At 58.3% G+C, this 26,392-nt stretch carries 26 protein-coding genes and 1 pseudogene; 5 read left to right on the top strand and 22 right to left on the bottom strand.

What is annotated here, in order from left to right:
* Positions 1-8: 8 nt before the first annotated feature.
* The 5 genes from adrA to C3406_RS00440 form a co-directional block, all read right to left on the bottom strand.
* Positions 9-1,124, bottom strand: a complete 1,116-nt coding sequence (adrA, locus tag C3406_RS00460) for a diguanylate cyclase AdrA (RefSeq protein WP_476629921.1) — start codon at positions 1,122-1,124, stop codon at positions 9-11.
* Positions 1,125-1,214: 90 nt separating this feature from the next.
* Entirely contained in the window at positions 1,215-1,535 is a 321-nt protein-coding gene (psiF, locus tag C3406_RS00455; protein WP_103824006.1) for a phosphate starvation-inducible protein PsiF, read from the bottom strand.
* A 349-nt stretch (positions 1,536-1,884) separates the two neighbouring features.
* Positions 1,885-2,145 carry an anti-adapter protein IraP gene (gene iraP / locus C3406_RS00450; RefSeq protein WP_103824005.1) on the bottom strand — a complete coding sequence of 87 codons (261 nt, stop codon included), beginning with the start codon at positions 2,143-2,145 and terminating at the stop codon, positions 1,885-1,887.
* 240 nt (positions 2,146-2,385) lie between these two features.
* Positions 2,386-3,594: a multidrug efflux MFS transporter gene (locus tag C3406_RS00445; RefSeq protein ID WP_103824004.1), complete on the bottom strand. Its 1,209-nt coding sequence runs from the start codon at positions 3,592-3,594 to the stop codon at positions 2,386-2,388.
* 133 nt (positions 3,595-3,727) lie between these two features.
* Complete coding sequence (locus C3406_RS00440; protein ID WP_103824003.1) at positions 3,728-4,447, bottom strand: extensin-like domain-containing protein; 720 nt, start codon at positions 4,445-4,447, stop codon at positions 3,728-3,730.
* A 106-nt stretch (positions 4,448-4,553) separates the two neighbouring features.
* Here C3406_RS00440 and ddlA point away from each other — a divergent pair, with 106 nt between their 5' ends.
* Positions 4,554-5,654 carry a D-alanine--D-alanine ligase gene (ddlA, locus tag C3406_RS00435; protein WP_103824203.1) on the top strand — a complete coding sequence of 367 codons (1,101 nt, stop codon included), beginning with the start codon at positions 4,554-4,556 and terminating at the stop codon, positions 5,652-5,654.
* Here the strand turns inward: ddlA and C3406_RS00430 are convergent.
* Complete coding sequence (locus C3406_RS00430; protein WP_039031465.1) at positions 5,651-5,869, bottom strand: DUF2754 domain-containing protein; 219 nt, start codon at positions 5,867-5,869, stop codon at positions 5,651-5,653. The genes ddlA and C3406_RS00430 overlap by 4 nt on opposite strands.
* A gap of 247 nt (positions 5,870-6,116) precedes the next feature.
* Between C3406_RS00430 and C3406_RS00425 the strand changes: the two genes are divergently transcribed.
* Positions 6,117-6,419, top strand: a complete 303-nt coding sequence (locus C3406_RS00425) for a DUF2755 family protein (RefSeq protein WP_103824002.1) — start codon at positions 6,117-6,119, stop codon at positions 6,417-6,419.
* Here the strand turns inward: C3406_RS00425 and C3406_RS00420 are convergent.
* Positions 6,416-7,516: a DUF1615 domain-containing protein gene (locus C3406_RS00420; protein ID WP_103824001.1), complete on the bottom strand. Its 1,101-nt coding sequence runs from the start codon at positions 7,514-7,516 to the stop codon at positions 6,416-6,418. The two genes, C3406_RS00425 and C3406_RS00420, sit on opposite strands and share 4 nt — an antisense overlap.
* A gap of 14 nt (positions 7,517-7,530) precedes the next feature.
* The gene (sbmA, locus tag C3406_RS00415; RefSeq protein WP_103178429.1) at positions 7,531-8,751 is read right to left on the bottom strand and encodes a peptide antibiotic transporter SbmA; all 1,221 of its coding nucleotides are present in this window, start codon (positions 8,749-8,751) and stop codon (positions 7,531-7,533) included.
* Positions 8,752-9,037: 286 nt separating this feature from the next.
* Between sbmA and ampH the strand changes: the two genes are divergently transcribed.
* Positions 9,038-10,195, top strand: a complete 1,158-nt coding sequence (gene ampH / locus C3406_RS00410; protein ID WP_103824000.1) for a D-alanyl-D-alanine-carboxypeptidase/endopeptidase AmpH — start codon at positions 9,038-9,040, stop codon at positions 10,193-10,195.
* A gap of 2 nt (positions 10,196-10,197) precedes the next feature.
* Here ampH and C3406_RS00405 read toward each other — a convergent pair whose 3' ends face one another.
* Positions 10,198-10,824 carry a helix-turn-helix domain-containing protein gene (locus tag C3406_RS00405; protein ID WP_103823999.1) on the bottom strand — a complete coding sequence of 209 codons (627 nt, stop codon included), beginning with the start codon at positions 10,822-10,824 and terminating at the stop codon, positions 10,198-10,200.
* Between the two features lie 67 nt (positions 10,825-10,891).
* Positions 10,892-13,666: an autotransporter outer membrane beta-barrel domain-containing protein gene (locus C3406_RS00400; RefSeq protein WP_103823998.1), complete on the bottom strand. Its 2,775-nt coding sequence runs from the start codon at positions 13,664-13,666 to the stop codon at positions 10,892-10,894.
* A 524-nt stretch (positions 13,667-14,190) separates the two neighbouring features.
* Here C3406_RS00400 and hemB point away from each other — a divergent pair.
* On the top strand, positions 14,191-15,165 hold the full coding sequence (gene hemB, locus C3406_RS00395) for a porphobilinogen synthase (protein WP_103823997.1): 975 nt from the start codon (positions 14,191-14,193) through the stop codon (positions 15,163-15,165).
* 127 nt (positions 15,166-15,292) lie between these two features.
* Entirely contained in the window at positions 15,293-16,981 is a 1,689-nt protein-coding gene (gene olsF, locus C3406_RS00390; RefSeq protein ID WP_103823996.1) for a bifunctional ornithine lipid synthase OlsF, read from the top strand.
* Between the two features lie 44 nt (positions 16,982-17,025).
* On the opposite strand, the gene tauD is transcribed toward olsF, so the two are convergent.
* The 12 genes and pseudogenes from tauD to ccmA form a co-directional block, all read right to left on the bottom strand.
* The gene (gene tauD / locus C3406_RS00385) at positions 17,026-17,877 is read right to left on the bottom strand and encodes a taurine dioxygenase (RefSeq protein ID WP_103823995.1); all 852 of its coding nucleotides are present in this window, start codon (positions 17,875-17,877) and stop codon (positions 17,026-17,028) included.
* Positions 17,874-18,701: a taurine ABC transporter permease TauC gene (tauC, locus tag C3406_RS00380; protein ID WP_103823994.1), complete on the bottom strand. Its 828-nt coding sequence runs from the start codon at positions 18,699-18,701 to the stop codon at positions 17,874-17,876. The genes tauD and tauC overlap by 4 nt, the downstream gene beginning before the upstream one ends.
* Complete coding sequence (tauB, locus tag C3406_RS00375) at positions 18,698-19,465, bottom strand: taurine ABC transporter ATP-binding subunit (protein ID WP_103823993.1); 768 nt, start codon at positions 19,463-19,465, stop codon at positions 18,698-18,700. Before tauB ends, tauC begins: the two co-directional genes overlap by 4 nt.
* A 10-nt stretch (positions 19,466-19,475) precedes the next feature.
* Positions 19,476-20,437: pseudogene (tauA, locus tag C3406_RS00370) on the bottom strand (taurine ABC transporter substrate-binding protein).
* Positions 20,438-20,568: 131 nt separating this feature from the next.
* Positions 20,569-21,288, bottom strand: coding sequence for a cytochrome c-type biogenesis protein (locus C3406_RS00365; protein WP_103823992.1), 720 nt, complete (start codon positions 21,286-21,288; stop codon positions 20,569-20,571).
* Positions 21,285-21,842, bottom strand: coding sequence for a DsbE family thiol:disulfide interchange protein (locus tag C3406_RS00360; RefSeq protein ID WP_103823991.1), 558 nt, complete (start codon positions 21,840-21,842; stop codon positions 21,285-21,287). The genes C3406_RS00365 and C3406_RS00360 overlap by 4 nt, the downstream gene beginning before the upstream one ends.
* Complete coding sequence (locus C3406_RS00355; protein WP_103823990.1) at positions 21,839-23,734, bottom strand: heme lyase CcmF/NrfE family subunit; 1,896 nt, start codon at positions 23,732-23,734, stop codon at positions 21,839-21,841. The genes C3406_RS00360 and C3406_RS00355 overlap by 4 nt, the downstream gene beginning before the upstream one ends.
* Complete coding sequence (gene ccmE / locus C3406_RS00350) at positions 23,731-24,198, bottom strand: cytochrome c maturation protein CcmE (protein ID WP_103823989.1); 468 nt, start codon at positions 24,196-24,198, stop codon at positions 23,731-23,733. Before ccmE ends, C3406_RS00355 begins: the two co-directional genes overlap by 4 nt.
* Positions 24,182-24,373 (bottom strand): heme exporter protein CcmD, encoded by a 192-nt coding sequence (gene ccmD, locus C3406_RS00345; RefSeq protein ID WP_103823988.1) that lies wholly within the window; start codon positions 24,371-24,373, stop codon positions 24,182-24,184. Before ccmD ends, ccmE begins: the two co-directional genes overlap by 17 nt.
* Positions 24,370-25,107: a heme ABC transporter permease gene (locus C3406_RS00340; RefSeq protein WP_103823987.1), complete on the bottom strand. Its 738-nt coding sequence runs from the start codon at positions 25,105-25,107 to the stop codon at positions 24,370-24,372. The genes ccmD and C3406_RS00340 overlap by 4 nt, the downstream gene beginning before the upstream one ends.
* Before the next feature lie 19 nt (positions 25,108-25,126).
* On the bottom strand, positions 25,127-25,786 hold the full coding sequence (gene ccmB, locus C3406_RS00335) for a heme exporter protein CcmB (RefSeq protein WP_103823986.1): 660 nt from the start codon (positions 25,784-25,786) through the stop codon (positions 25,127-25,129).
* Complete coding sequence (gene ccmA / locus C3406_RS00330; protein ID WP_103823985.1) at positions 25,777-26,385, bottom strand: cytochrome c biogenesis heme-transporting ATPase CcmA; 609 nt, start codon at positions 26,383-26,385, stop codon at positions 25,777-25,779. Before ccmA ends, ccmB begins: the two co-directional genes overlap by 10 nt.
* Positions 26,386-26,392: the final 7 nt, after the last annotated feature.

Here is a 26,392-nt window from a genome sequence, read left to right as displayed (position 1 = left end):
GCCGGACGTCAGGCGGCCACTTCGGTACGGTTACGTCCGGCATTTTTTGCCTTATAGAGCGCAATATCCGCCGCTTTCAGCCATTCCTGATAATGCACCATTGACGTCGTGAGCGGCGCAACACCGACGCTGATGCGGAGCTTTACCTGCGGAGCACCCGGCAGGTGCAGTTCCGCCAGCCGTTCATGGACCCGCGACATCGCCGCAATGGCGTTTTCCGCAGGCGTCCCACTCATGATCACCGCGAACTCATCGCCGCCAAAGCGGCCAATCATATCGCTGGCGCGTAACGTTAACTGTAGCTGGCGGGTCACGGCGATAATCGCCTGATCGCCTACATCATGGCCCCAGGTGTCATTAATGCCTTTGAAGTGATCGATATCGATCAGCAGGATCGTGGCGCTCCGGTGATAGCGACGACAGTTTTCAAATTCCGTACGCAGCAACACTTCCCAGTGACGGCGGTTATATACCCCTGTCATCCCGTCCAGGGTACTCATCAATTCAAGACGGCGCTTATGTTCCACCAGACGGCTGGTTGTACGGAAACTGACCCAGGCAAACAGCATCGGATAGCCAATGATCCCTGGCAGCGCGAGCCAAATCTCAAGCGGGGTGCTGAGGAAGCCAGCCGGAATGTGCATCAGTTGCAGGGTGACCAGCGCCGCCAGCGCGGTCATCAATGCCCCTGTGCCATAGAGCCTCAGCCCCCCCACGCCCATCAGGTTCATGCTCATCATCATAACCAGCGCCGCGGTGGGCATGGCATTAACGCCCATCAGCCCAATCCACACCCCGGCCATAATGGCATCGACTTTGAGGTTAAACATCTCATTGTGGTAGGGATCGGCAGAACGCATCGCCAGTTGCCAGGCCAGATGCGGCCAGACAAAGACCCAGCCAACCAGCAAAAGCCACCAGACGCCGTTGACCGATTGCGCGGTCAGCACACTGGCAACAGGGAAAAACAGAAAAGCCAGACCCGCCGCACGCGGGAGCCGTAAACGACGGGCCAGACGAATTCCTGAGCGATGATGCTCATCCGCCGAAAGCGCCAGATTTATTCCTTCCCGGGCATAGACTTTGCTGTAAATGTTTTCATCATTCATGGTTATTGGGAACACTCAAAAGCATTTTCCCAAATTATAGAAAGGCTTATCTGGCGCTAAGTATGATATTTCGGGTGAGCCAAACGGAACGCTCACCCTTTTGAACTAGCCGGTTTTCTTCAGGCAGGCGCTCATGAACTTACTCCGATCGTCCCCTTTGAGGGATTGCTGGGTCGCCTGGGAGTTGCATTCACGCATCCTTTGTTGTTGCGGCGTAAGGCTTTTTTCGTTGGGTTTAGAGGAGGCGTTTTTCAGGCAATCGCTCATGTAGGTCTTACGGGAGTCGCCCTTCAGGTCCTGGGCGGTCGCCTGCTGATTGCAGGTGGTCATACGTTGCTGTTGCGGTGTGAGCGGCTGATCTTGCGCCCCCGCCGGAGCAAGTGAGAACAGGCCAAGGAGCAGGGTCGCCAGTAGTGTGATTTTCATAGCACTTTCCTTCTGTGAATGATCTCCTTAAGTCTGGTTCGTACTGCTAAAAAAACCACCCGCACCTTTGGGATAATTTCGCACGGCGTTTATTTCGGCGTCGCCCATTCCGTCACTAATAGGCAGAATAATATGTTGGACCGGTGGCTGGGTGATATCCCGGTAGCGCGGTCGATGCGCCATTTTCAGCATAGATTGTGGGGATAAACAGCAGGCGGGAAGTCATGCAATATAAAGTACGCTCTGTTTCACTTATTTTTTCCAGGCCGGAATAGATAAAAATAAAACAGAGCGATGACAGGCAACCGGGGTGACGGTTCTTTGACAGCAACTCAGATCAAATAACCGGTCAACTGCGCGGGTGCCGTAGCAGCTTTTTTACGTATTGCTGCAGCATCTCGCTGTCCTCGGCCGGAACCTGAGCATCTGGCCTCGCCTCATCCAGCGCGCCTTCAACGCTTGCAATCAGCGCCTGTTGATCGCTTTGCGCCATCTGCCTTAGCAGGGCGGTAACCACTATTTCCAGCGCCTCAACCTGAACCACAAGCTCTTTTGACTCTTCTTCCTTTTCTGCCAGCTTAACTAACAACTCTGCAATAAGATTTTTCACAGTGCTATTTCCTTATCAAGTTTTTTCCGACGTTATCATTATGATTGAGACTTGCAAAGTGGGTAAAAGTACTATTTTTAAGCAAACCCCACACCGCGCATAAATTAGTTTCCATACGGCCGGGAAAAATGCGACTTAAATTAAATTTTGCTTTTCCTGTGAAGCCTGAATTAAAAACAAGAACCGCCATTTCACATAAATGATAATGGCGGCCAGATCACAATATATTATATAGCTAACTTAAGAACGGCGGACTTCCTGCAGGCGGCGCTGGCGCATTGCCCACGCCAGCTGCAGGATGTTTACCAGCACCACCACGGCGGTGGCGGCAAACACCCAGCGGAATCCGGCCATCGCCGAGACCGCGGCACCCATCAACGGACCTGCAACATTCCCCAGATACATAAACGACTGGTTATAACCGAAGATCCGTCCGGTGACCCGATCGCTGGAGTACTTAATCAGCAGGGTCTGCACGGCGGGCAGCATGGCGCCATCCGCAAAGCCAAGTAAAAAGCGCAGCACGCCCAACTGCAACGGAGTAGTGACAAAGGACATGGCGAAAAAGAGCACCACCGCCACGATAAGCGTCGCCATCAAAATACGCCCGGTGCCGATGCGGTCCCCGAGCTTGCCCAGACGTGGGGCGGACATCAATGCGGAGATGCCCGGCACCGCAGCAATCATCCCGCTGAGGAAGGCGATGTTATTGCTCTCGGGTGCCATCGACTGAATAAAGAGCGCGAGGATCGGCCCCACCGAGCCGTTGCAAAGCTGGATAACCATGGTAGTGATGAACAGGCTGATCATCAGCCCCGGATAAGGGAGCGAGGCAAATACCGCCTTGCCGCTCAGCCGCTCCGCCTTGCTGACGGTGGGGCGAGCCCCCTCTTTAATCAGAAACAGCGTTACCAGAAAACTTACCATCAGCAGGACCGCCGTGATCAGGAACACCGCGCGCAGACCCACATGGTCTGCCAGAAAACCGCCCATCAGCGGGCCGCCGATCACGCCGCTGATTTGCGCCGTCGACAGGGTACTGATGGCCCAGCCGCTGCGATCCCGGGGCACCTGGGACGCCACCAGCGCCATCGCGTTAGGAATATAGCCGGAAGTCAGCCCCATCAGCGCGCGCAGCAGGAACAGCTGCCAGACGTTGGTGGCAAATGCCTGGAGCAGGATCGCAATCGCCATGCCGAGCGAGGCGCGCAACAGCATCAGCTTGCGCCCTTTACGGTCCGCAAGACTGCCCCACATGGGCGAGACGATGGCCGAAACCAGAAACGTGACGCTGAAGGTGAGCCCTGACCACATCGACAACGCCTCGTGCGACGAGACGCCAAGCTGGGAGACATACAGCGGCAAAAACGGCAAAATCTGGCTGATGGCAAGGCCGGTGAAAAAACAACCAAACCAGACCGAAATAAGGTTAACCTTCCACGATTCCATAGGCGGGTACTGTCTTCATATTACGTAAATTCGTTATTAGATTAGCAAGTTACCTTTCACCGGACGTTGTCAGAGATGCGCCCCGCGTCTCTTTGGGGTTTTATCTTCCCAGTCATCATATTTGTGAAATATGTCACATATTTTCGCCTTTTTGCTGGTGATTTATGCTTTGCGGGCAGTAGCCAAATCCCCGCATCCCAAGGTGAAAGTGGTTAGCATGGGCCGCGTTATAGTCTGGGCCGAGGGCGTTACCAAAATAGCCGCAGCTGGCACTCAGCAGCGCACGCAGCCAGGGTTCGGTGGAGGCACTCTTCCAGCCGCGCAAGACCGAAATTCGCTGGCCGTTTTCCAGGGTAAAGCCGCTGATATCCAGCGCCTCGGCTGTAGCATGTTCGCTGCGTCGGGCGTTGGCGCGGTGATAGATATTGCGGCAGGCAAAGCTGCCGAAATGGTCAATGCGCGACAGACTGCTGCCCATCATGGTTTCGGTGATGGGCCGGGCCTGCTGGTTGACGAACAGCGCCGAGCTGAGCGCCAGCGGGCAGCTGGCAAGAAAACTGCTGCTAAGACTGACGGGGCCAAAACTACGCACGCGCACCACATCACTCAGCGGACACTCTCCCGTACTGTCGGCCACCGCCTGGGTGCGGATCAGCTGACGCGCATTGGCCTGCGCCAGCAGCACATCACAATGCTCAGGCGTCAGGCGACGGAGCTTAAACTGGGTCAGGGTGCCGGGGGGATCGTCAAGCGTGAGCGGTGCAAACGGGTTGTAATAAGACGGCAGCCAGCGGTAGCCCGCAATAGCCGCAGCAATGAGGATTAGACAGATAATCAGGCTTTTTCCTTTCACTCACCCCCCTTCGCAATGTGTCAAAACATTATGGCAGAAGGCGGCGAATCCCGCCGGGCATCGTGATATGGTAGGGGTTTTGAGTCAGAGTGGATGAGTGTACGTGATGGCGAAGTTGCGGGTAGGTATTGTCTTTGGGGGAAAATCAGCAGAGCACGAAGTGTCGCTGCAATCGGCCAAAAATATCGTTAACGCGATTGATAAGAGCCGCTTTGAGGTCGTGCTGCTGGGCATTGATAAACAGGGTCAATGGCACATTAACGACGAGCAGGGCTATCTGCTTAACGCCGACGATCCGGCGCATATTGCGCTGAATCCGTCTGAGATCAGCGTTGCCACCGTGCCGGGCGTGACGCAGGGCCAGCTTATCGATGCCGGTACCGGGCAGTCGCTTTCACAGCTCGATGTCATTTTCCCGATTGTCCACGGTACGCTGGGTGAAGATGGCTCCCTGCAGGGGATGCTGCGCATGGCGAACCTGCCGTTCGTCGGTTCCGATGTCCTTGGTTCTGCCGCCTGCATGGATAAAGATGTTACTAAACGCCTGCTGCGTGACGCCGGCCTGAACGTGGCGCCCTTTGTTACCCTGACCCGCGCCAACCGCGAGCAACACACCTTTGCCGATCTGAGTGCCCGCTTTGGCCTGCCGCTGTTTGTCAAACCGGCGAACCAGGGCTCCTCCGTGGGTGTGAGCAAGGTGAACAGCGAAGCGCAGTTCAGCGAAGCGGTACGTCTGGCGTTCACCTTCGATCATAAAGTGGTGGTTGAGCAGGGAATTAAAGGGCGTGAGATTGAGTGCGCGGTGCTGGGCAATGATTTTCCGCAGGCCAGTACCTGTGGCGAAGTGGTGCTGAACAGCGACTTCTATTCCTACGACACCAAGTACATTGATGACAAGGGCGCGCAGGTGGTGGTACCCGCGGCGCTGGATGCTGACGTTAATGACGCGATCCGCGCAATTGCCATCGAAGCCTATCAGGCGCTGGGCTGTCGCGGTATGGCGCGCGTCGACGTCTTCTTAACGGCGGACAACCGCGTGGTGATCAATGAGATCAACACCCTGCCCGGCTTCACCAACATCAGCATGTACCCGAAACTGTGGCAGGCCAGTGGCCTCAGCTACCCGGATCTGATCACCCGCCTGATTGAGCTGGCGCTGGAGCGACATGCCGCTGACAGCGCCCTGCAGATTTCAGTAAACGGTTAATCCGCGTCGTTCGCCGTCGTCTCTTCCGGGCGACGGCGAATAATAAACCCCGCCAGCCAGAAGCTGACAACCCAGGTCACCAGCCCCACCGCATAAGTCTGCCAGCCCTTCGCTTCGAAGCCCAGCAGCCCCACCACCCCATTCAGAATAAAGATAAGCCCAATAGCAAAGGCGTAGAAATGCCAGTCACGGCGAATTTTGGCAGGCAGTTTCATGGTCGCTCCAGAAGAAAAAATCTATCCTCGCACAGATTTGTCCCCAGGTCTGCGGCCTATGCGGAAAATCTGAAAAGTGGGCAGGATTTCACTTAAGTAAAAAATCTGTGATGCGCGGCAGAATTCGGCAAACCAGGAGAATTCTCCCGGCTAAATTACCATCATTCCGATATTGACAACGGTCATGAGCTGTCAAACTTGACGTGTACAACAGGCACATAGCCAGTCAGAACACTCGGAGGTATGTATGGCAGATTTTACGATGTCAAAGCCCATCTTCAACACCAGGCAACCAAAAACCTCCACGGCAGGAAATATTGCATACGCGCTGTTTGTGCTGTTCTGCTTCTGGGCTGGCTCACAGCTGCTGAATATTCTTGTGCATGCTCCCGGCGTCTATGAGCACCTGATGCAGGTTGAAGAGAGCGGTCGCCCGCGCGTTGAGATTGGGCTCGGCGTCAGCACCGTCTTCGGGTTGATCCCCTTCCTTGTCGGGCTCATGGTGTTGGGCGCCGTTGCCCTCTACGTGCGCTGGCGCCGTTATCGCTAGTTGAGCGCCATGCATTTTGCCCGGCGATCGTCAACCCGCTGGGCAAACCAGGCTGTCGTCAGATTGCGGGTGATTTTCGGGCTCTCAAGCTGGATCCCCGGCAGCATCGCTCTCGGTAGCGCCTTACCGCTCTTCTGCTCCGCCAGTTTAAACACCTGCTGATAGAGCTCGGTTTTCTCAAACTCAAAGCTGTCACCCTTCTCCAGCTGCCGACGGATCTCACTGTCGCTCATGTCCAGCTTGCCTGAAAGCTTGCGCACCGCCAGCTCCGTCTTCCCTGCGTTACTGCTGCCATAGGCGATCAGATCGCCATCCAGGGCCAGCTTCACCCCGCTGGCGCGGCTGACGGCATTCTGGAACGCCGCATTGCGGCTCGCATACCAGCCCGCGTTAAAGTCAGCAAAGCGGTAGAGCGGCACCGTATAGCTGGCGGGGTAGTTCAGCAGATGGTAGGTGCCAAACCAGAGTCCGCCGCGCAGGGAGAAGACCTCCTGGCGAACCGTGTTTTCGATTTTCCACGGATAGCCGTCGGTATGCTTTTCGGCAAAGGCGATACTGACCTGCATCGGGCCACCGGTATGCACCGGATTGAGAGAGCCAAACAGCGTCTGTCCCATCGGCACCATATTGATAAAGTCATCGAAGATGGCGCTGAGTTGCTTCTCGGTTTTCACCGTATCCAGCCGCTCGCTGTAGCTCTTGCCGTTTGGCGATTTGATCTTCAGTGCCGTGTGGACCAGAAACACCGGGATGTGCAGTTTTTCGGCGCGACGATCGATCTCCTTCCAGGCGATTTTATTCAGCCCCGGCACCGCCGGATCGGACTGATACAGCGACTCCTGCTGTGCCACCGCCAGCACCGAGCAGATGTTCTCCTCGGTAGGGGCAATCTTCTGGCTCTCAAAGGTTTTCGCCAGCGCCGAGGCCCACTGGTCCCGGTCTTTTACCGTGGCGGGCATTTTTTGCCGCACCACGCTTGCCACATCGACGGGCTTTTCGCCCTTTTTCAGCGGCGCAGCCCCTTGCTCAGCACACCCGGCCAGCACCAGGGCGGCAAGCAGGGAAAAAGGTAATGCGCGCGGTACGGTAAAAAACATAACAGCTCCCTGTATCAGCTCAACGTATGGGTAACTTCCTGAAGATCCTGACCATCCAGCTCACGTTCAAAACTGCGTAAACGTTTATAGATGGACATCAGCTCCACCAGCGTGGTCCATGAACTGATCAGATACTGGAACGACCCGCGTACCTGACCAAACACGTTAGTAATTTGCGTCATCAGACCCAGCGTAATCGTACCGGCTACAATCGACGGGAACAGCAGGAACAAACCGAAAACGTTATCTACCTGCAGATACAGAATGCGGGCAATGTTGAAATACATGTAGTGGAAATAGAGGCGGAAGTAGTTCCGGCGTACCGCGCCAAACAACTCACGCACCGTTGGCGGCGAGGCGCGGCTGGCATCGTCTTCGCCGTAAACCAGCTCTTTACGGTAGGCTGCCTCGACGCGCTGGTTTTTGAACTCCAGCCCCGGCAGTTTGATCCCGACCACCGCCAGCAGACCGGTGCCCATCAGCGACCAGACAATCGCGGCGATCACCAGGCCATAGGGCAGATGACCCACAATCGGCAGGTCCGGCACGTGCGCCGACAGCGTGACCAGCACCGGCAGGAAGGCGATCAGGGTCATAATGGCGTTGATAAAGCTGACCCCCATATCCTCAAGCGTGGAGGCAAAGCGCATGGTGTCTTCCTGCACACGCTGGGCAGCACCTTCAATATGGCGCAGCTGCTGCCAGTGGGCCATATAGTGTTCGTTCATCGCGGTACGCCAGCGGAAGACGTAGTGGCTGACGAAAAAGTTATTCATCACACCGATAACAACGGCGATAAGCGCGATACCGAGGAATACGCCAACTTCATGATAAAACTGATTGATAGAGACTTTGTGCGGCGCGCTGAGCGCGGTCTGGATCAGGTCATAGAACGGGGCGTACCAGGCGTTGACCGCCACGCCCACCTCCACCAGAAACCAGGTGACGAAGATAATCAGCGCGGTGCCGAGAATCGACCAGTACTGCCAGCGGTGCGGCGACCAGACAAACCAGAACAGGGCAAACGCCCCGACGCAGAACGCATAATAGGCATAGAAAATCAGATAGCTGCGTGACCAGAAACGTGCCGCGCTGATCGGCACATCACCCGTAGCGCCAACCAGACGCTCAAACCAGGCCCCGCCACCGGCCTGCCAGAAAATGACCGCGATCAGAGCCCAAATAAAGGCCGAAAGGAAAAAGGGTCCCGGTTTGGGAAAAAACGACTTAAACATAACGCTTCCTTCTTGTAGTTATCGCTACTGCTGTGGACGACGGATTATCAGACCTGTGGGCCCTGTATTAGTTCGCCGTCAACCGCCACCCGAGCGGAAAAGCCAATGAACCTGGCAGGTATCATAAGCGCAATGTCACAAAACAGGAGATGGGTAATAACGAAATTGTTCGTATTTACCCGCGGTTACGTTTTTCACGCTATCGTTATGCTGTTATGGCCTTTGCATTATGGTGTTTAGTAGTATAAATACGCATACTTTTTCATTCACTTCATGGATACTTTCGTTGAAACGTTGTCTGTTCCTCTCCGCCGCGCTGTTTACGGCCAGCCTCACCAGCGCGCAGGCTGTCGAGCCGATCGCCGACCCGGCTTTTGCCTCCGATGTGGTTGATCGCTACGCGAATCATATTTTTTACGGAAGTGGCGCAACGGGGATGGCTCTGGTGGCGATTGACGGCAACCAGCGCGTATTCCGCAGCTTTGGCGAAACGCGCCCGGGCAATAATATCCATCCGCAGCTTGATTCTGTAGTGCGCATCGCCTCCCTGACCAAGTTAATGACCAGTGAGATGCTGGTGAAACTGCTCGATCAGGGCGTGGTCAAGCTCAACGATCCGTTAAGTAAATATGCGCCACCGGGCGCCCGGGTGCCGACATATCAGGGCGCGCCGATTACGCTCGTCAACCTGGCTACCCACACCAGCGCCCTGCCACGCGAACAGCCTGGCGGTGCGGCCCATCGTCCAGTCTTCGTCTGGCCAACCCGCGAGCAGCGCTGGAACTGGCTGTCGACGGCCACCCTGAAATCGTCCCCGGGCTCGCAGGCCGCCTACTCGAACCTGGCGTTCGATCTGCTGGCCGATGCGCTGGGCAACGCCGCGGGCAAGCCCTATGCGCAGCTGTTCGAAGAGCAGATTACCCGCCCGCTGGGGATGAAAGATACCACCTTTACCCCTTCTCCCGATCAATGCAAACGCCTGATGGTGGCGGAAAAAGGGGCCAGCCCGTGTAATAACACGCTGGCGGCGGTCGGTAGCGGCGGGGTTTACTCCACCCCTGGCGACATGATGCGCTGGATGCAGCAGTTCCTCTCCTCTGATTTCTATGCGCGCAGCAACCAGGCCGACAGAATGCAGACCCTGATCTATCAACGCAGCCAGTTAAGCCGGGTGATCGGGATGGATGTACCAGGCCGCGCGGACGCGCTGGGTCTTGGCTGGGTCTATATGGCGCCTAAAAATGGGCGTCCTGGCATCATTCAGAAAACCGGCGGTGGCGGCGGATTTATCACCTATATGGCGATGATCCCGCAATCTAACGTGGGGGTGTTTGTGGTGGTGACGCGCTCGCCGCTCACGCGTTTCGTCAACATGAGCGACGGCGTTAACCAACTGGTGGTAGAGCTGAGCGAGAATAAACCGCGGGTTATCCCGGCATCCTGACGCTAATATTCAGCGGGCAAATGGTTGATTCTGACCAGTTTGCCCCTGTCCATGGTGATGTAGTTCCCCTGGCGTAACGCTGCAAGCACTTCTGCCACCACGGAACGCGAAATACGTGTGCGGCGCTGGATATAATTCATTACCCCCACCCGCATACGCAGCGTCTCATCCCACTGGGCCATATCCAGCAACGTGGAACGGATTTGACTGTACGAATTGTTGCCCACCAGCTGTTTGTCGCGGATCTCCATTACCCGGTGGTGCCAGGAGAGCCAGCAGAAGGCATCTGACCATAAACCGGCCTGCTGGATCAGATGACGGGCCCCGGATGCGGGCAGCCAGAAACCAGTACAGGGGGATTGTGCCACCAGCAGGTATTCGGTGCTGCAGCCCATCATGCCGGCATTAAGCCCGAAGATATAAGGTGCGGTGACAATCTCTATCAGCAGATCGTCCTGCTGACGGTGGATACTGAGCGTGCCCGACTGCAGCACTACTGCGTTTTCATTTTCTTTATCGCAATCCTCGAAGACAGGATGCATTGCAGGAAGCGTAAATGGCGTGCTGTGCGCCACCAGGCACTGTTCAAGTCGGGAGAACTCAGAAATGGGTTTTGCATAACGGTTCATGAGATCTCAAGTCATCCTTAACTGACGCTATAACAACGGGGAGGCAAGCCTCCCCGTATCAGACATATTACCAGGTGTATTTCACACCCAGATTTGCGCCCCAGTTTTGATCGACATCACCACCACCCAGATAGGTAGCATCAGTGTATGCACTGAAGTTTTTGGTGAAGCTGAACTGGGTTCCCAGGCCTACGCGTACCGCAGAGCCTTTCACACCATTATCGATGTTGTCGCCGTTAACTTTGGCATCTTCACCGGCATCGTCATAAACGTAGGCCAGTTTGAAGAACGGCGTCAGCGCCTGATCGCCGCCATAACCGAAGGTATAACCTGCATCGATACCGGCTTCATAACGCATGCTGTCGTAAGACTGGCTTCCCACATGCAGGTCGTTGCTCAGGCGGTAGTCATCCCCAGACTGGAACAGACCGGAGATGGCTGCATATGGGGTCAGGTAACCGGCAGTGTTCGGTTTCCAGTCGTAACCCAGTTTCAGCCCAAAGCCCCAGGCGTCATTCGTGGTATTGCCATCGACATATTCACCATTGCTCATGTTCGCTGAGAGATCGTTATTGAAGCGCGAGTAGCTCAGAGAGCTATCGATGAAGACATCGTTAGCAAAGCGCGCGGCGGAATAGAGCATTGCAGTCTGGCTGTCCTGATCCACCTGACCGCTGCGGTCGCTCATATCGCCTTTCGCAAAGCCTGCTGCCGCACCGAAGATCCAGTCAGCGTTATTGCCATCAATATGGGTATCGAGGCCCACCATGATGCCGCTAACGTCCTGATCGTAATGGATAGTGCCGTTATCGCCGTCAAAATTACCGCCGAAGACGTTCACCCATGCGCCACCGTTGTCTGCCAGGCCATGACGGCTGTTGGTCAGACGGTTAGCGAGCGCATCCTGCTGCAGGTGCCAGATGTTGGTGTTGGCAGATGGAATGCTCAGCGCCATGTTGGCGTAATCAGTCAGACGCTCCTGACGCAGCACCACGGTATCGCCCTGCTGCTGTGCCTGATAGGTGTAAGCACCAAGATCCGCTTTATTGGCTGCGGTGAAGCTGGCCTGCGTATCGGCGTTATTATCGTAGACGCGAATAATTTCCTTATTCTTGTAGTCAGCGACAGAACCCGCGCCGGTTGCGTCATCCAGACGCACTTTATAGTTACCGGACACTTCACCGTTCACCGCCAGATGACCGTCAGAGTTCAGGGCGATCACCCCGTAATCGTAATCGGCCTGGTGGATATCATTGGTGATATAGCGAGCATTGTTCAGATCGGAATTGAACACATAATCACGGCTGGCAACATTCAGCACACCGCCATCGGTCAGCACCATTTTATGAGTGTCGACCTGGCCCAGACCCAGCGCCAGTTCAGCATGGTTATCCACGGTAATGGTGTTGGCATACAGCTCCGCGGTTTCCTGAGTCAGGGTGGTCCGGCTTGCGCTGTCGAGATACAGGCTGTCGGTTGCCACAGCACCGGAATCGCCGATGTTCATGGTCGACGCGTTGGTCAGAGTGATGCTGTCAGCCAGTAAGCCGGAGTTTTCTACATTGACCTGTGAACGGTTGTTGACGGTCAGCTTGTCAATGTTGGATTGCTTACGGGTATCCCATTCGGAACCGTTATCCAGCGCGACGTTGAACAGACCGCTCTGATAAACCTGATTGCCCACCAGATGGCCATTGCTATTGAAGGTGGAGCCAGGCCAGATGCTGTTTGGCTCCAGGCTACGCCAGTCAACGCTGCTGTAGCCCAGACCATACATCTGAGAAGGTCCAATCGCCTCGACGCTGGAGACGGCTGCGCCGACCCACTTGCTGCCGTTAGTAAGGGTCAGATCCAGTTTGTCAGTACCATCCCAGCCGTTAGTGGTCGGGTTGTAGACGTTGTCAGCAGTGGTGTCGGTAGCCGGATCGCCATCTGGATAGAAGTTGTTGTCGAAGGTGCTGGTGAACAACACATCGCCGGTCAGCGTGGAGTGATCGAAGTTAGCCGTAGTCTGCATGGCGTTATCTGCACTGCTGGCACTGACGATCAGCGCTGCATCATCCGCAGCCGTGGCGTTGCTCTCGCCGTAATCGCTTGGTTTCGCCGACTGACCGTAAAAACCGTTGGTGCCCAGATCGCTGTATGCGCCGGAGGTGACAACCGAATCTTTAACCTGCAGGGTGTTGGTAAAGACATGGCCGTTGTCTTCAATGCCGGTCACAGAATCATACGGCGTGTTATCCAGCTGGTGATAGCCCTGAGTCAGGGTGATACCAGCCACGCGGGAGTTGTTTTGAATAACGATGTCAGATTCTACGTCGAGGGTAATGGCATTGCCCAGCGCGTAAGTATCCCAGTAACGGGTGGTTGTGTTGGTACCGTCAACGACGTCATACGCGTAGTGCTCGTAGGTATCATTGATGGTTGAATTGTCGACATTCAGACTAAAACGATCGTACTGGTTATGCGTTGTACCATCTGCATTCAAACCGCCAGCACATTCGGTGGTCATGCAACCGGAGGTGATCATACCGTTGACTGTGCTGTTGGAAATTGACAGCGAATTGGCATGCCCGCCCGCACCATCATCAAGGTAATACGTTGAGATAACGCCGTTTACTGTCGACTTGTTAATGACAGGATAGATATCGTTGTCATGTGTCGCACTGGAGTAATTCCAGTCGGTGTAGCCGTTATACCAGGCGGAGGTAGACGTATTATCATATCCAAAGGTGTTATAAGTGCTACCAGAAATATCTTTTGCATTGGCCTGAGAAGCGATAGCCAGCGTGCAGGCTAATGCAAGTTGAGATACAACAAATTTCTTTTTCCATGTTTGCATTGGGTCATCCCTCCTCAGGGACGTAAGCAAGTTTGTCCGTAAATACAGTGCAAATATATTGCGAGGAGAATTATGCAGTCCCTGAAGAAAATAGTTCAATGAATGTAGCAATTATGTCCGAAAACAGACAATATAAGCCAGGCACTTTTTAAAATATAAAAAATAATAATAAAAACTATAAATAACAGAAACTTAAATTCAATCGAAAGAAAAGAAACACAAGGCGAAAGATCATCGGGAATTATTAAATAAAAGGGAATAAGAAATATAATATATAAATAATAAGAGCGTTTATAAAAAACAATGAGAAGGATTAGGATATTACCAGGGATACCTATATCCAGGTTCCAGTAATTATCGCGAGATTTTATAATGTAAACTTATTTCAAGGTGTAAAATATAAAGCCATAAATAATACCGCTCCCACCACCCTGCATTCTCTACCTAAACGACAACTTTAGTAAAACAGTCCGGCTGCATTTCAGGTACACTGTTCCTCTTTGATTCACTACCTCAGGCATATCATGACCGATTTAATTGCTCGTCCCCGTCGCCTGCGCAAAACCCCGGCGTTGCGCGCATTATTTGAAGAGACAACCCTGTCCCTGAACGATCTGGTGTTGCCGATTTTTGTTGAAGAAGAGATCGACGACTACAAAGCCATCGACGCCATGCCGGGCGTGATGCGCATCCCTGAGAAGCATCTGGCGCGCGAAATCGAACGCATTGCCAACGCAGGCATCCGCTCAATCATGACCTTCGGCATCTCCCACCATACTGATGCCACCGGCAGCGATGCCTGGAAAGAGGACGGTCTGGTGGCGCGTATGTCGCGCATCGCCAAACAGGCGGTGCCAGAGATGATCGTCATGTCCGACACCTGCTTCTGCGAATATACCTCCCACGGTCACTGCGGCGTGCTGTGCGATCACGGCGTGGATAACGATGCCACCCTGGAGAACCTGGGCAAACAGGCCGTAGTGGCTGCCGCCGCAGGCGCGGACTTTATCGCGCCGTCTGCCGCAATGGACGGCCAGGTGCAGGCCATTCGTCAGGCGCTGGACGCCGCGGGCTTCACCGATACCGCAATCATGTCCTACTCCACCAAATTCGCCTCCTCCTTCTACGGTCCGTTCCGTGAAGCGGCGGGCACCGCGCTGAAGGGCGATCGCAAAACCTACCAGATGAACCCGCTGAACCGCCGCGAAGCGATCCGTGAATCGCTGCTCGACGAAGCGCAGGGTGCTGACTGCCTGATGGTGAAACCGGCTGGCGCATATCTGGATATCCTGCGCGATATTCGCGAGCGCACCGAGCTGCCGCTGGGCGCCTATCAGGTGAGCGGCGAGTACGCGATGATCAAATTCGCCGCCCAGGCGGGGGCGATCGACGAAGAGAAAGTGATCCTTGAAAGCCTGGGGGCGATCAAACGCGCCGGCGCGGATCTGATCTTCAGCTACTTCGCGCTGGATCTGGCCGAGAAGAAAATTCTGCGTTAATCCGTAATGCCGGGTGGCGGCTTCGCCTTACCCGGCCTACGGGCCCACAACACAAGCTTCACTCCTCTGCAATACAATCGACATCTGGCGCTTCTACTGTCTCAGCAGAACAGGAGGAGAAGCCACCATGTTTAGTCTCGACAGCGTTCTCGATGACCTTTGGCCGCAGGCAAAACCTGCACCCTGGCAAAAAAGCCTGTTAAAGAAGCTCTTACACGAAGAGGAGTTTCAGCAGTTTGCCGCCGACCACCGTCACCTGAAAGGGCTCGATATGGTGGAACAGGTTCTGGACCATCTTGATATCCTCTGTACCATTCCGGCTCACGACCTCGAACAGATACCCGCCCACGGCCCGCTGATTGTTATCGCGAACCACCCCACCGGTACGCTGGACGGGCTGGCGCTGCTGTATGCCATCTCCCGGGTGCGCCGGGATGTGAAAGTGGTGACCAACCGCATGCTGACGCATCTGGCGCCGTTAAGCTCGCTGTTTATTCCGGTGGATAATATGGGCGGACGGACGGCAAAATCCTCGTTCACCCTGATGGAGCTGCACCTGCAAAATGGTGGGGTACTGATCTTCTTCCCGGCCGGGGAAGTCTCCCGCCCCACGCGCACCGGGATCCGCGATAAAAAGTGGCAACCCGGCTTTATCAAGCTGGCGGGGAAATTCCGCGCCCCGCTGCTGCCGGTCCATATCCACGCCCGCAACAGCCTGCTGTTTTATGCCAGCACCTTGCTCTCGCCGCAGCTGTCGATGCTGCTGCTGATGCAGCAGATGTTTCGTCGTCGCCACAGCCGCCTGCCGGTGAAAATCGGTCAGCAGATCGGCTGGCACCACTGGTACAGCCCTACGCTCTCCGCCCGTGAGATGGCCGAGCAGTGCCGCCAGCATGTACTGCGCCTCGGCAAGGGGCTGCCGGGCGTGTTCAAAACAGAGTCCGCCATTGCCCGCCCGGAAGATCGGGCGACCCTGAAGCGCGAGCTGGCGCAGGCGGAGTGTCTGGGCACCACCGCCGATGGCAAAAGCATCTATCTGTGGCAGCGCAACGGCCAGGAAGAGGCGCCGATCCTGCGCGAGCTGGGCCGCCTGCGGGAAATTGCTTTTCGCGCCGTGGCCGAAGGCAGCGGTAAACGACGCGATACCGATCGCTATGACGATGACTATCTGCACCTGATTTTATGGGATGACGACGATCTGGAGATTGTCGGCGCCTACCGCTTTATGCCGACCGCCTTGCAGGGACGGGATGCGCTCTACAGCCACAGTCTGTTTCACTACGGCGACGACATGGATGAGATCCTGGAGCACGGGATTGAACTGGGACGCAGCTTTATTCAGCCGCGCTACTGGGGACGCCGCGGGCTCGACTACCTGTGGTCCGGCATTGGCGCGTATCTGGCGCGCTATCCGCACTACCGCTACCTGTTCGGGCCGGTCTCCATCTCCGGCGGATTACCGCCTGCGGCGCGGGATCTGCTGGTGGCCTTTTACCGGCTCTGGTTCCCGGCCACTCATCCGCTGGCGACCTCGCGCCGACCGTATCCCGCCTCATTGCCCGACGTGCTGGCGCAGTTTGGTGGTGAAGATTACGTGGAGGATCTGACCCGGCTGAAGTCACTGCTTGGCAATCTGGGGTGCGGCATCCCGCCGCTGTACAAGCAATATTCCGAGCTGTGCGAGCCCGGCGGCGTGCAGTTTATCGATTTTGGCAGCGACCCGGCGTTCAACAACTGCGTGGACGGGCTGGTGCTGGTGGATTTGTGTTATCTGAAAGCCAGCCGTTATCAGCGGTATATCGAAGCCCATTTGTAGCGCCCGGTGGCGGCTTCGCCTTACCGGGCCTACGGGTGCCTCTGTCATGGGGCACGATAAAATGGTTTATCCCCTAAAATCGTTGCCCGATGCATTATCCGCCGCTGCGGCAGGTAATCGGCATTGGCGTAATGCTGGGTCACCCGGTTATCCCAGATCGCCAGATCGTTCTCCTGCCAGCGCCAGCGCACCTGGAACTCAGGCTTAGTGATATGCGCAAACAGGAACCCCAGCAGCGCCTCGCTCTCTTTCTCGCTCAGGTCAACAATCCGCGTGGTGAAGCCTTCGTTGACAAACAGCGCCTGTTTGCCGCTCACCGGATGGGTGCGCACCACCGGGTGCAGCAGCGGCGGGTGTTTTGCAACGGCCTCGCGCCAGCGCTGATGCTCCTCTTCCGTTTTACGGTACTTATACTCCTGGAACGATTTTTTGAAATCATGCTCCGCCCGCAGGCCGCTCAGCAGCTGCTGGAACGGGGCGGATAACGCCTCGAAGGCGGCAATTCCGCTGGCCCACAGCGTGTCCCCTCCGCTTTCCGGCAGCTGTTTCGCCGCGAGGATCGCCCCGGCGGGCGGGGTCTCAATAAAGGTGACATCGGTGTGCCAGTTGTCGTTATCCGGTGGATTATCGTTATGGGTATCCAGCACGATGATCTCCTCCACGCCCTCGGCATGGGGATAGACCGGGTGAATATGCAGATCGCCAAACCGCAGCGCCAGGGCGCGCTGCTGCTGGGGCGTCACCGCCTGCTCGCGCAGGAACACCACCTGATGGCGCAGCACCGCGTGATAGAGCTGCTCAAACTGGTTATCGCTTAATGGGCGGGTCACATCCAGGCCGGAAATCTGCGCGCCAATGTACGGCCCCAGCGGGGTAATGGTCAGACGTTCACTCATTGTATCTCTCCATGCCAGGGCGTCAGGCGACGCTGTAGCGCGCGCAGCCCCAGTTCTAATCCGAAGGCGATCACGGCGATCACCGCGATCCCTGCCAGCACCACGTCCGTCGCCAGGAACTCCCCCGCCGACTGGACCATAAAGCCTAATCCGCGCGTGGCGGCGATCAGCTCAGCCGCCACCAGCGTTGACCAGCCGACGCCGAGGCCGATGCGCAGCCCGGTCAGGATCTCCGGCAGCGCGCCGGGCAAAATCACAAACCACAGCACCTGGGCACGGCTGGCCCCCAGCGACTGCGCCGCGCGGATCCGCACCTGCTGGGCGCTTTTGACCCCCGCCACCGCCGACATCGCCACCGGGGCGAAAATTGCCAGGTAGATCAGCAGGATCTTTGAGGTCTCGCCGATGCCAAACCAGATCACCATCAGCGGTAAATACGCCAGCGGCGGCACCGGGCGATAAAGCTCAATCAGCGGATCGAGAATGCCCCGCACCGTCGGGCTTAAACCCATCGCGATGCCCACCGGGATCCCGACGATCGTCGCCGCCAGCAGGGCCACCAGAATGCGTCCCAGGCTGGCCGCCAGATGCTGCCACAGGGTGGCATCCATAAACCCCTGCGGACCGGCGATGGTAAAGAGTTTCACCAGCACCTGGCCCGGCGGCGGCAGGAACAGCGGGCTTATCCACTGTGCCGCCGCCACTGCCCACCACACCGCAAGCAACACCAGCAAGGTGGTGACGCTGAGCGTCAACGAACGGGAAAAGGGCCAGCGCAGGATCAGCCGTTTGCGCGCGGTTTTGTCATTCACCACAATGCTCATGAGAAGGCCTCCCGCTGTTCAAACACGCGGCTCAGCACATATTCGCGCCGGGCAATAAAATCGGGGTCGGACTTGATGCTGCGCACCGGCTCGCCCGCCACGAAGCGGCGGGCAAAGTTGAGCGGCAGACGCTCCAGCACCCGTCCCGGCCCCGGCGAGAGCAGCACCAGCTCGGTGGCCATAAACACTGCTTCTTCGATGTCGTGGGTGATGAGTAGCACCTGCTTGCCGGTCTCATGCCACAGGCGCAGCAGCAGGGTTTGCATCTGCTCGCGAGTAAAGGCGTCCAGCGCCCCGAAGGGTTCGTCCAGCAGCAATAGCTGCGGATTGGCTGCCAGCGCCCGGGCGATACCGACGCGCTGACGTTGCCCGCCGGAGAGCTGCCAGATAAAGCGTTTTTCCGCCCCCTCCAGCCCCACCTTTTTCAGCATGTCGCGGGCAATCGCCAGCCGTGCTTCCCGTGATTCGCCCGCCAGCTGCAGGCCGAAGGCGACGTTCTCCTGCACGTTACGCCAGGGCAGCAACCCTTCGTTCTGAAAGACCACACCGCGCTCGGCACCGGGTCCCACTACCTTTTTCCCTGCCAGCTGGATAGCGCCATGCTGATAAGGTACAAACCCGGCGATCAGATTCAGCAGCGTGGTCTTCCCGCAGCCGGACGGGCCGAGCACCACCAGCAGCTCGCCGCTGTCCAGCGTCAGGTTGATATCCTCCAGCGCAGGCTTGCCAGCGTAATCGGCGTGGAGATTTGTAATATTCAGCATCCGGTCCCCCTTACTTCACAAAGCGATCGGTCACGTACTGGCTATAGTCCGCCGCCACCGCGGGCACTTTGCCCTGCTCTTTCAGGAAGCCTGCGGTATCAACAATCGCTTTATTCACCGGGCCTGACAGCTGCTGCAGCTGCTGGGCAGGCGTCAGGTAGGTATTGCCTTTTACCAGACCCGGCACGTCGGCTTCCGGCACCCCGCTCAGGCGGCCAGTTTTTCGATATTGGCGGGCTGTTTCAGCCACGCATCCGGGTTGGCAATGTAGGGCTGCTGAGCGTCGATGGCGCTTCTGGCGAAGGCTTTCACCACTTCCGGGTGTTTCTCGGCGAAGTCTTTACGCACCACCCACACGTCGAGGGTTGGCGATCCCCACTGGCCCACCTGGGCGGAGTCGGTCAGCACGCTGCCGTCTTTCTCCAGCTCGTTCACCGCAGGCGACCAGACGTAAGCTCCATCAATATCGCCACGCTGCCAGGCGGCGATGATCGCCGGGGGTTGCAGGTTGATGATCTCCACCTGCCCCGGCTTGATCCCCCAGTGTTTCAGGGCCGCGAGCAGGCTGTAATGGGTAGTGGAGATAAAGGGCACCGCGATGCGTTTGCCGATCAGATCGTCTGGCTTAGTGATGTTTTTCTTCACCACCAGCGCTTCGGAATTACCGAGCTGCGAGGCCAGCAGGAAGACTTCAATGGGTACCTGCTGACTGGCGGCGACCGCCAGCGGGCTGGAGCCGAGATTGCCAATCTGCACGTCGCCGGAGGCCAGCGCCCGCACGATGGCCGCGCCGCTGTCGAACTTACGCCAGTCCACGTTGGCGCCGCTCGTTTTCTCAAAGGTTTTATCCGCCTGGGCCACTTTTGCGGGCTCAGCGGAGGTTTGATACGCGACGGTGACGTCCACCGCCTGCGCCTGGAATACCCACAGCGCCAGAGCGCCGAGTAATGAAAAACGCGATGAAATTGCCATGGTGTCTGCTCCCCTCTGTTGTTATGGAGGCAGTATTTCCGCGGCGAGAATTTTGATAAAGGAATTAAAAAGCATCGTTAATGCCGAATCGTTTTTAGAAAAAATTCGGCATTGCAAATACCAAATCTGGCTTAGTCAGACTCCTCTGTCGCCAGCAGGGCGGCAATGCGCGACAGCACTATCGACTGCTGGCGGTCTCCCTCTCCCTGCAGCAACCGGGTGCGCAATCCCAGCTCCAGCTGGCGCAGCTCGGCCAGATCCAGCGGCGCGGCGCGCGGGTTTTCCAGCCGTGCCAGCAGGGCGGGCGTAGCGGCCGCCGCCGCCTGCATCTGCATCACCTGCCGGTAGCCGCCGGTATGCAGATAGCTGTACACGCCGATCCCCAGCGCCAGCGCCACGCAGGGCGTCAGCCACCAGAGATTGCGCGGCGCGGCGGTCCTCTCCGGCTGCGGTGGCTGTGGTGCGGTCGACACGCGCTTGCGCGAGCGGGCGTAAATCGCCCCGCATCCGGCCACCACCACTGCCGCTGGCAGCAGCCACAGCAGCGCGGTGAAGGGGGTGAGCGGCGGATCGTAAGTTACAAAGTTGCCGTACCGCGCCACCATATAATCGACCACCTGCTGCGGACTGTTCCCCGCCTGCAGCAGGTCATATACTTTCTGGCGCATGTCGACGGCAATCATTGCGCTGGAGTCGGCAATGCTGTTGTTCTGGCATTTCGGGCAGCGCAGCTGCGCCGTCAGCTGGCGATACGCCTGCTCCTGCTCCGCATCGCGAAAGGTCATCACTTCACCGCTGGCGCTGGCAAGCGCTGAGGCCGCCAGCAGCAGCATAAACAGAACGATTCTCATGGTGTCGTCTCCCGGACAGCTTGTAACCACAGGGGTTGCAGCTTCTCCTGCCATACATGCGCATCCAGCGCCCCAATGTGGCGATAGCGCACGATCCCCTGCCCATCAATCAGAAAGGTTTCCGGCGCGCCGTATACACCAAGCTCCAGCCCGGCCATGCCGTCGCCATCAAACAGATTCTGGGCATAGGGATCGGCCAGATCGCGCAGCCAGTTGATCGCCTGCTGTCGATCGTCCTTATAGTTCAGGCCGACAATCCGCACCCCCTGCCCGGCCAGCCGGTTAAGAAACTGATGTTCGGCCCGACAGGTCGGGCACCAGGTGGCCCAGACGTTAAGCAGCAACGGGCCGCGCTGCGCCAGGGTTGTCGATGAAACCCGTTCCTCGGGTGCCCTCAACGCCGGCAGGCTGAACGCGGGCAGCGGCTTCCCTATCCGCACCGACTCCAGCGCGGTAGGATCGTCACCCCGGGCATTGCGCGCCAGCTGCCAGAACAGGGCGAGCGCTAATAACAGGAACAACGCCAGCGGCAGAATATAGAGTTTGCGCATCATGCGCCCTCCCGTGAACGACCGCGCACCAGGCATAGCCCGCCGCCAAGGGCCATCAGCAGGCCACCGGCCCAGATCCAGCGCACAAAGGGTTTGATATACAGGCGCAGCGCCCACGCCCCGTCGTCAAGCTCTTCGCCCAGCGCGGCATAGAGATCCCGCGTAAAACCGCCATCGATCGCCGCCTCGGTCATCACCATCCGCTCGCCGTAATAGCGTTTTTCCGCCAGCAGGACGGTGACCGGTTCTCCGTCACGGGAGACGGCAATCCCCCCTACCGTACCGCGCCAGTTCGGCCCGACGGTGGCTTTCACCCCGTTGAAGGTAAAGCGGTAATCGCCGATGTGAACGTTCTCCCCGGCCTGCATTCTGACATCGCGCTGGATACTGTAATTCTGGCTGAAGGCAATCCCGACCACCGTGACCGCCACGCCGAGGTGCGCCAGCACCATGCCCCACTGGCGGGGTGACAGAGGGCGGCCCGCCGCCCGCCAGCGCAGCACTGCCGCCAGGGTCAGACTGGTAATCAGAAAGGCGATAGCCACGCCCAGCGCTGCCAGCCACACCACCCGCCCCTGCAACAGCCAAGGTAAAAGCAGGCTGACGCATAACGTTGCCACCGCGATACCTGCCAGCAGGCGCGCCAGGTTCCCGGGGCGATCCCGGCCCCAGCGCACCAGCGGGCCCAGCCCCATCAGCAGGGCAAAGGGGACCATTAACGCCACAAAAAGCGTATTAAAAAAGGGCTCACCAACGGAGATCGAGCCCAGCCCGAGCTGTTTATGCACCAGCGGAAAGAGCGTGCCAAGCAGCACCACCAGCATGGCAGCCATCAGCAGCACATTGTTGCCTGAAAGCAGGGACTCCCGCGACCAGAGCGCATTGTTGACCCGCGAGCGCAGCCGGTGCCCGCGCAGGGCGAACAGCAGCAGCGCGCCCCCCGTCACCAGGGCGATAAAGGCGAGGATAAAGAGCCCCCGCGCCGGATCGGAGGCAAAGGCATGCACCGACACCAGCACCCCGGAGCGCACCAGAAAGGTGCCCAGGAGACAGAGGGAAAAGGCGCAGATCGACAGCAGCAGCGACCAGGCTTTAAAACCGGCGCGCCTGTCAGTAACCAGCAGGGAATGCAGCAGCGCGGTGCCCACCAGCCAGGGCATCAGCGAGGCGTTTTCCACCGGATCCCAGAACCACCAGCCGCCCCAGCCCAGCTCGTAATAGGCCCACGCTGACCCCAGCACAATGCCGAGGGTCAGAAAGATCCACGCCGCCAGCGTCCAGGGCCGGGCAAAACGGGCGCTGTCGCGCTCAAAGCGCTCGTCGATCAGCGCCGCGATAGCGAACGCAAAAGAGACCGAGAAGCCAACGTAGCCCATATACAGCAGAGGCGGGTGCAGGATCAGCCCCGGATCCTGCAACATCGGGTTGAGATCGCGCCCTTCCAGAGCAAAGTCCAGGGATCGGGCGAAGGGGTTGGAGATAAAGAGGATAAACAGCAGAAAGCCCGCACCGATCATCCCCATCACCGCCAGCACCCGCGTCACGGTACGCCCCGGCACCCGGTGGCTAGCGAGCGCGACGGCCAGCGTCCAGCCGCTCATCAGCGTGACCCACAGCAGCAGGGAGCCCTCATGCGCTCCCCATGCCGCGGCCAGCCGGTACCAGACCGGCAGCTGGTTGCCTGAGTTCGCCGCCACGTAGATCACGCTGAAATCATTGACGGCCAGGGCGTACATCAGCGCCCCCTGGGCGCCCACCAGGCAGAGAAAAAGCAGCCACGCCAGCCCTTTCGCCAGCGTCGCCATTCGCCTGTCTTTGCTCAGCGGAGAGGCCGACAGCAGCAACGCCGCCGCCAGCGCCAGACAGAGCAGGATATTGCCCACCTCCGGGATCATAACGCCTCCCTTCCGGCACGGTAATGGTTGTCCTGCATCGCCTTCTTCACCTCCGGCGGGGTGTAGTTTTCGTCATGCTTCGCCAGCACCTCTTTCGCCAGCACCACGTTGCCCGGCAGCAGTTCGCCCTGCACAACAACCCCCTGCTCCTCACGGAACAGATCGGGCAGGATCCCGGAGTAGTGCACCGTAATTTCGCTCCGGGCGTCGTAGAGGTTAAAGGCGATCGCCAGCGACTCGGTTGAGCGCTTCACGCTGCCCGCTTTTACCATCCCCCCGACCCGCAGCCGCTGCCCCACGACCGGGCGTTGGCCGGTCTCCCGTTTCCCAAAGTGGATCTCCTTGGGGGTGTAGAACAGATCGATGCTGGCGCTCAGGGCATAGAGCACCAGCCCGGCGGCCAGGCTCATGCCGCACAGCACCACCCCGGCCATCAGTAGCCGATTTTTACGACGTGGATTCATGATCTTCCCTCCGCTGCTCCCGGGCGATAGCGCGCATCAGCCGCCGGTGCTGTCGCCAGCTCTCCAGCGCCAGAAGCGCCAGCGGCCCCAAAGTGAAGGCCACCGACAGCCAGACGTAGAGGGCGTAGCCGCCCATGGCGAAAAAGTCTGCCCACGAGGCAAAAGCGCTGTTCATTGGGCACCTCCCCTGGCGATCATCTCCCTGACCCAGGGGCGGCGGCGCTCCTGCTGCAAAATCAGGGTCCGCAGACGCATCAGCGTCAGGGTGGCGCACAGCAGCAGAAAACCCACTATCGACCAGCGCAGCGGGGAGCGCATTGCCGGGGCAACGCTTTGCTGCATACGGGTTGAGCCCTGATGCAGGGTGTTCCACCACTCAACCGAGAAGTGGATGATCGGCAGGTTCACCACGCCGATCAGCACCAGAATGCCCATCGCCCGCCCGGCCTGTCGGCGATCGTCAATCGCTGACCAGAGGGCAATCGCCCCCATGTAGAGAAACAGCAGCACCAGCTCGGAGGTGAGCCGGGCATCCCATACCCACCATGCGCCCCACATCGGTTTTCCCCATGCGGCCCCGGTCACCAGCGCGATAAAGGTGCATACCGCGCCTACCGGCGCCATGGCGGCCACCGCCAGGTTTGCCATTTTCAGTTGCCAGACCAGACCGATAAAGGCCGCTCCCGCCATTGCGGCGTAGATCCCCATCGACCCCATCGCCGAGGGAACATGGAGATAAATAATGCGATACCCATCCCCCTGCTGATAATCCGCCGGGGCAAAGGCCAGCCCCCAGCTCAGACCCGTCGCCAGCACCACAACGCTGGTGACGGCAAGCCAGGGGAGACCATAACCGCACAGCCGGTAGAGCGTGGGCGGCATGGCCAGTTGATGAAACATTTTCCACATAGTGCGATCCCTCAATGGATTAATGCAGGCTGATCCTCAGCGCAGCGGCAGTGACAAACGGGCTCAGGGTGGCGCTGGCTGCCAGCAGCGCCCCGAGAAGGGCCAGATAGCCGGAAACGGGCAGGTGCAGCGCGGCGGCGTCCATCGCCGCGGTCGCAAAAATAAGCAGCGGAATGGTCAAGGGCAGCATCAGCAGGCTCAGCAGCACCCCGCCCCGCCGGAGGCCAACCGTGAGGGCCACGGCGGGGGCACCGATAAAACTCAGCGTCAGGGTGCCGGGCAGCAGGGTGGCGGCCATCACCTGCCAGCCGCTGAAATCAATGCCCAACAGCAGCGCCGCCAGCGGCGAGAGCAGGAGCAGCGGAAGCCCGGCAACCAGCCAGTGGGCGAGGATTTTCGCCAGCACCGCCAGGGGCAGCGCCACCGGCAGAAGCATCAGTTGCTCAAGGCTGCCATCCTGCAGGTCATCCCGGAACAGACGCTCCAGCGCCAGCAACGAGGCCAGCAGCGCCGCCACCCACACTACACCGGGAGCGATGCGCGCCAGCATCTGCGGCTCCGGGCCCATCCCGAGCGGAAACAGGGTAATGACGATCAGAAAAAACCACAGCGGATTGAGCAGCTCCCCCCGGTGACGGAACGCCGCACACAGCTCCATCCGGCAGATTTTCAGGAACATGGCTCGTCATCCTTGAGTGAAAGCCGCCGCAGCGGCAGGGTTAACCCGCACGGAGGCTGGTGGCTGGTAAAGATCGCCGCCCCGCCCGCCCGGGCATGCTGCTCCAGACGCTGAGTCAGTAGCGCGACGCCAGCGGCATCGATCGCCGTAAAGGGCTCGTCAAGGATCCACAGCCGGGCGGGGCTTAGCCATAAACGCGCCAGCGCCACGCGCCGCTGTTGTCCGGCAGAGAGCTGGCCGACGGGACGCTCTTCATAGCCGTTAAGCCCCACCAGGCGCAGCGCCGCATCGGGGCACGCCGGATGGTAAAAGCGTAAATTCTCCCGCGCCGTCAGCCGGGCCTTGATCCCCGGCTGATGCCCCAGCCACAGCAGCTGTGAATGAAAGGTGTCGCGCACGGCGGAAAGCGGCTTCCCCTGCCAGCGCACCTCGCCGCTGTCCGGCGATGAGAGCCCGGCCAGCAGACGCAGCAGCGTGGTTTTCCCCGCACCGTTTTCCCCCGTCACCTGCATCAGGTCGCCGGGTTGCACGGCAAACGACAGGCCGCTAAATAGCGCTCTGTCGTTGTGTTCACAGCGGAGATTCCGGGCCTCAAGCATATGGCAT

The sequence above is a fragment of the Leclercia sp. LSNIH8 genome, assembly GCF_002920195.1.
Taxonomy (GTDB): Bacteria; Pseudomonadota; Gammaproteobacteria; order Enterobacterales; family Enterobacteriaceae; genus Enterobacter.
This window is presented reverse-complemented; position numbering and strand designations above follow the sequence as displayed.

Coding starts and splice junctions, on each gene's coding strand:
- C3406_RS00365 (WP_103823992.1), bottom strand. CDS start 21,288: ATGAGAATCGTTCTGTTTATGCTGCTGCTGGCGGCCTCAGCGCTTGCC.
- ccmE (WP_103823989.1), bottom strand. CDS start 24,198: ATGAATCCACGTCGTAAAAATCGGCTACTGATGGCCGGGGTGGTGCTG.
- ccmA (WP_103823985.1), bottom strand. CDS start 26,385: ATGCTTGAGGCCCGGAATCTCCGCTGTGAACACAACGACAGAGCGCTA.
- C3406_RS00355 (WP_103823990.1), bottom strand. CDS start 23,734: ATGATCCCGGAGGTGGGCAATATCCTGCTCTGTCTGGCGCTGGCGGCG.
- C3406_RS00340 (WP_103823987.1), bottom strand. CDS start 25,107: ATGTGGAAAATGTTTCATCAACTGGCCATGCCGCCCACGCTCTACCGG.
- C3406_RS00405 (WP_103823999.1), bottom strand. CDS start 10,824: ATGAACCGTTATGCAAAACCCATTTCTGAGTTCTCCCGACTTGAACAG.
- C3406_RS00420 (WP_103824001.1), bottom strand. CDS start 7,516: ATGTTTTTTACCGTACCGCGCGCATTACCTTTTTCCCTGCTTGCCGCC.
- C3406_RS00425 (WP_103824002.1), top strand. CDS start 6,117: ATGGCAGATTTTACGATGTCAAAGCCCATCTTCAACACCAGGCAACCA.
- C3406_RS00400 (WP_103823998.1), bottom strand. CDS start 13,666: ATGCAAACATGGAAAAAGAAATTTGTTGTATCTCAACTTGCATTAGCC.
- C3406_RS00430 (WP_039031465.1), bottom strand. CDS start 5,869: ATGAAACTGCCTGCCAAAATTCGCCGTGACTGGCATTTCTACGCCTTT.
- sbmA (WP_103178429.1), bottom strand. CDS start 8,751: ATGTTTAAGTCGTTTTTTCCCAAACCGGGACCCTTTTTCCTTTCGGCC.
- psiF (WP_103824006.1), bottom strand. CDS start 1,535: ATGAAAATCACACTACTGGCGACCCTGCTCCTTGGCCTGTTCTCACTT.
- ccmD (WP_103823988.1), bottom strand. CDS start 24,373: ATGAACAGCGCTTTTGCCTCGTGGGCAGACTTTTTCGCCATGGGCGGC.
- C3406_RS00360 (WP_103823991.1), bottom strand. CDS start 21,842: ATGATGCGCAAACTCTATATTCTGCCGCTGGCGTTGTTCCTGTTATTA.
- olsF (WP_103823996.1), top strand. CDS start 15,293: ATGTTTAGTCTCGACAGCGTTCTCGATGACCTTTGGCCGCAGGCAAAA.
- tauC (WP_103823994.1), bottom strand. CDS start 18,701: ATGAGCATTGTGGTGAATGACAAAACCGCGCGCAAACGGCTGATCCTG.
- tauD (WP_103823995.1), bottom strand. CDS start 17,877: ATGAGTGAACGTCTGACCATTACCCCGCTGGGGCCGTACATTGGCGCG.
- tauB (WP_103823993.1), bottom strand. CDS start 19,465: ATGCTGAATATTACAAATCTCCACGCCGATTACGCTGGCAAGCCTGCG.
- C3406_RS00445 (WP_103824004.1), bottom strand. CDS start 3,594: ATGGAATCGTGGAAGGTTAACCTTATTTCGGTCTGGTTTGGTTGTTTT.
- ddlA (WP_103824203.1), top strand. CDS start 4,554: ATGGCGAAGTTGCGGGTAGGTATTGTCTTTGGGGGAAAATCAGCAGAG.
- hemB (WP_103823997.1), top strand. CDS start 14,191: ATGACCGATTTAATTGCTCGTCCCCGTCGCCTGCGCAAAACCCCGGCG.
- ccmB (WP_103823986.1), bottom strand. CDS start 25,786: ATGTTCCTGAAAATCTGCCGGATGGAGCTGTGTGCGGCGTTCCGTCAC.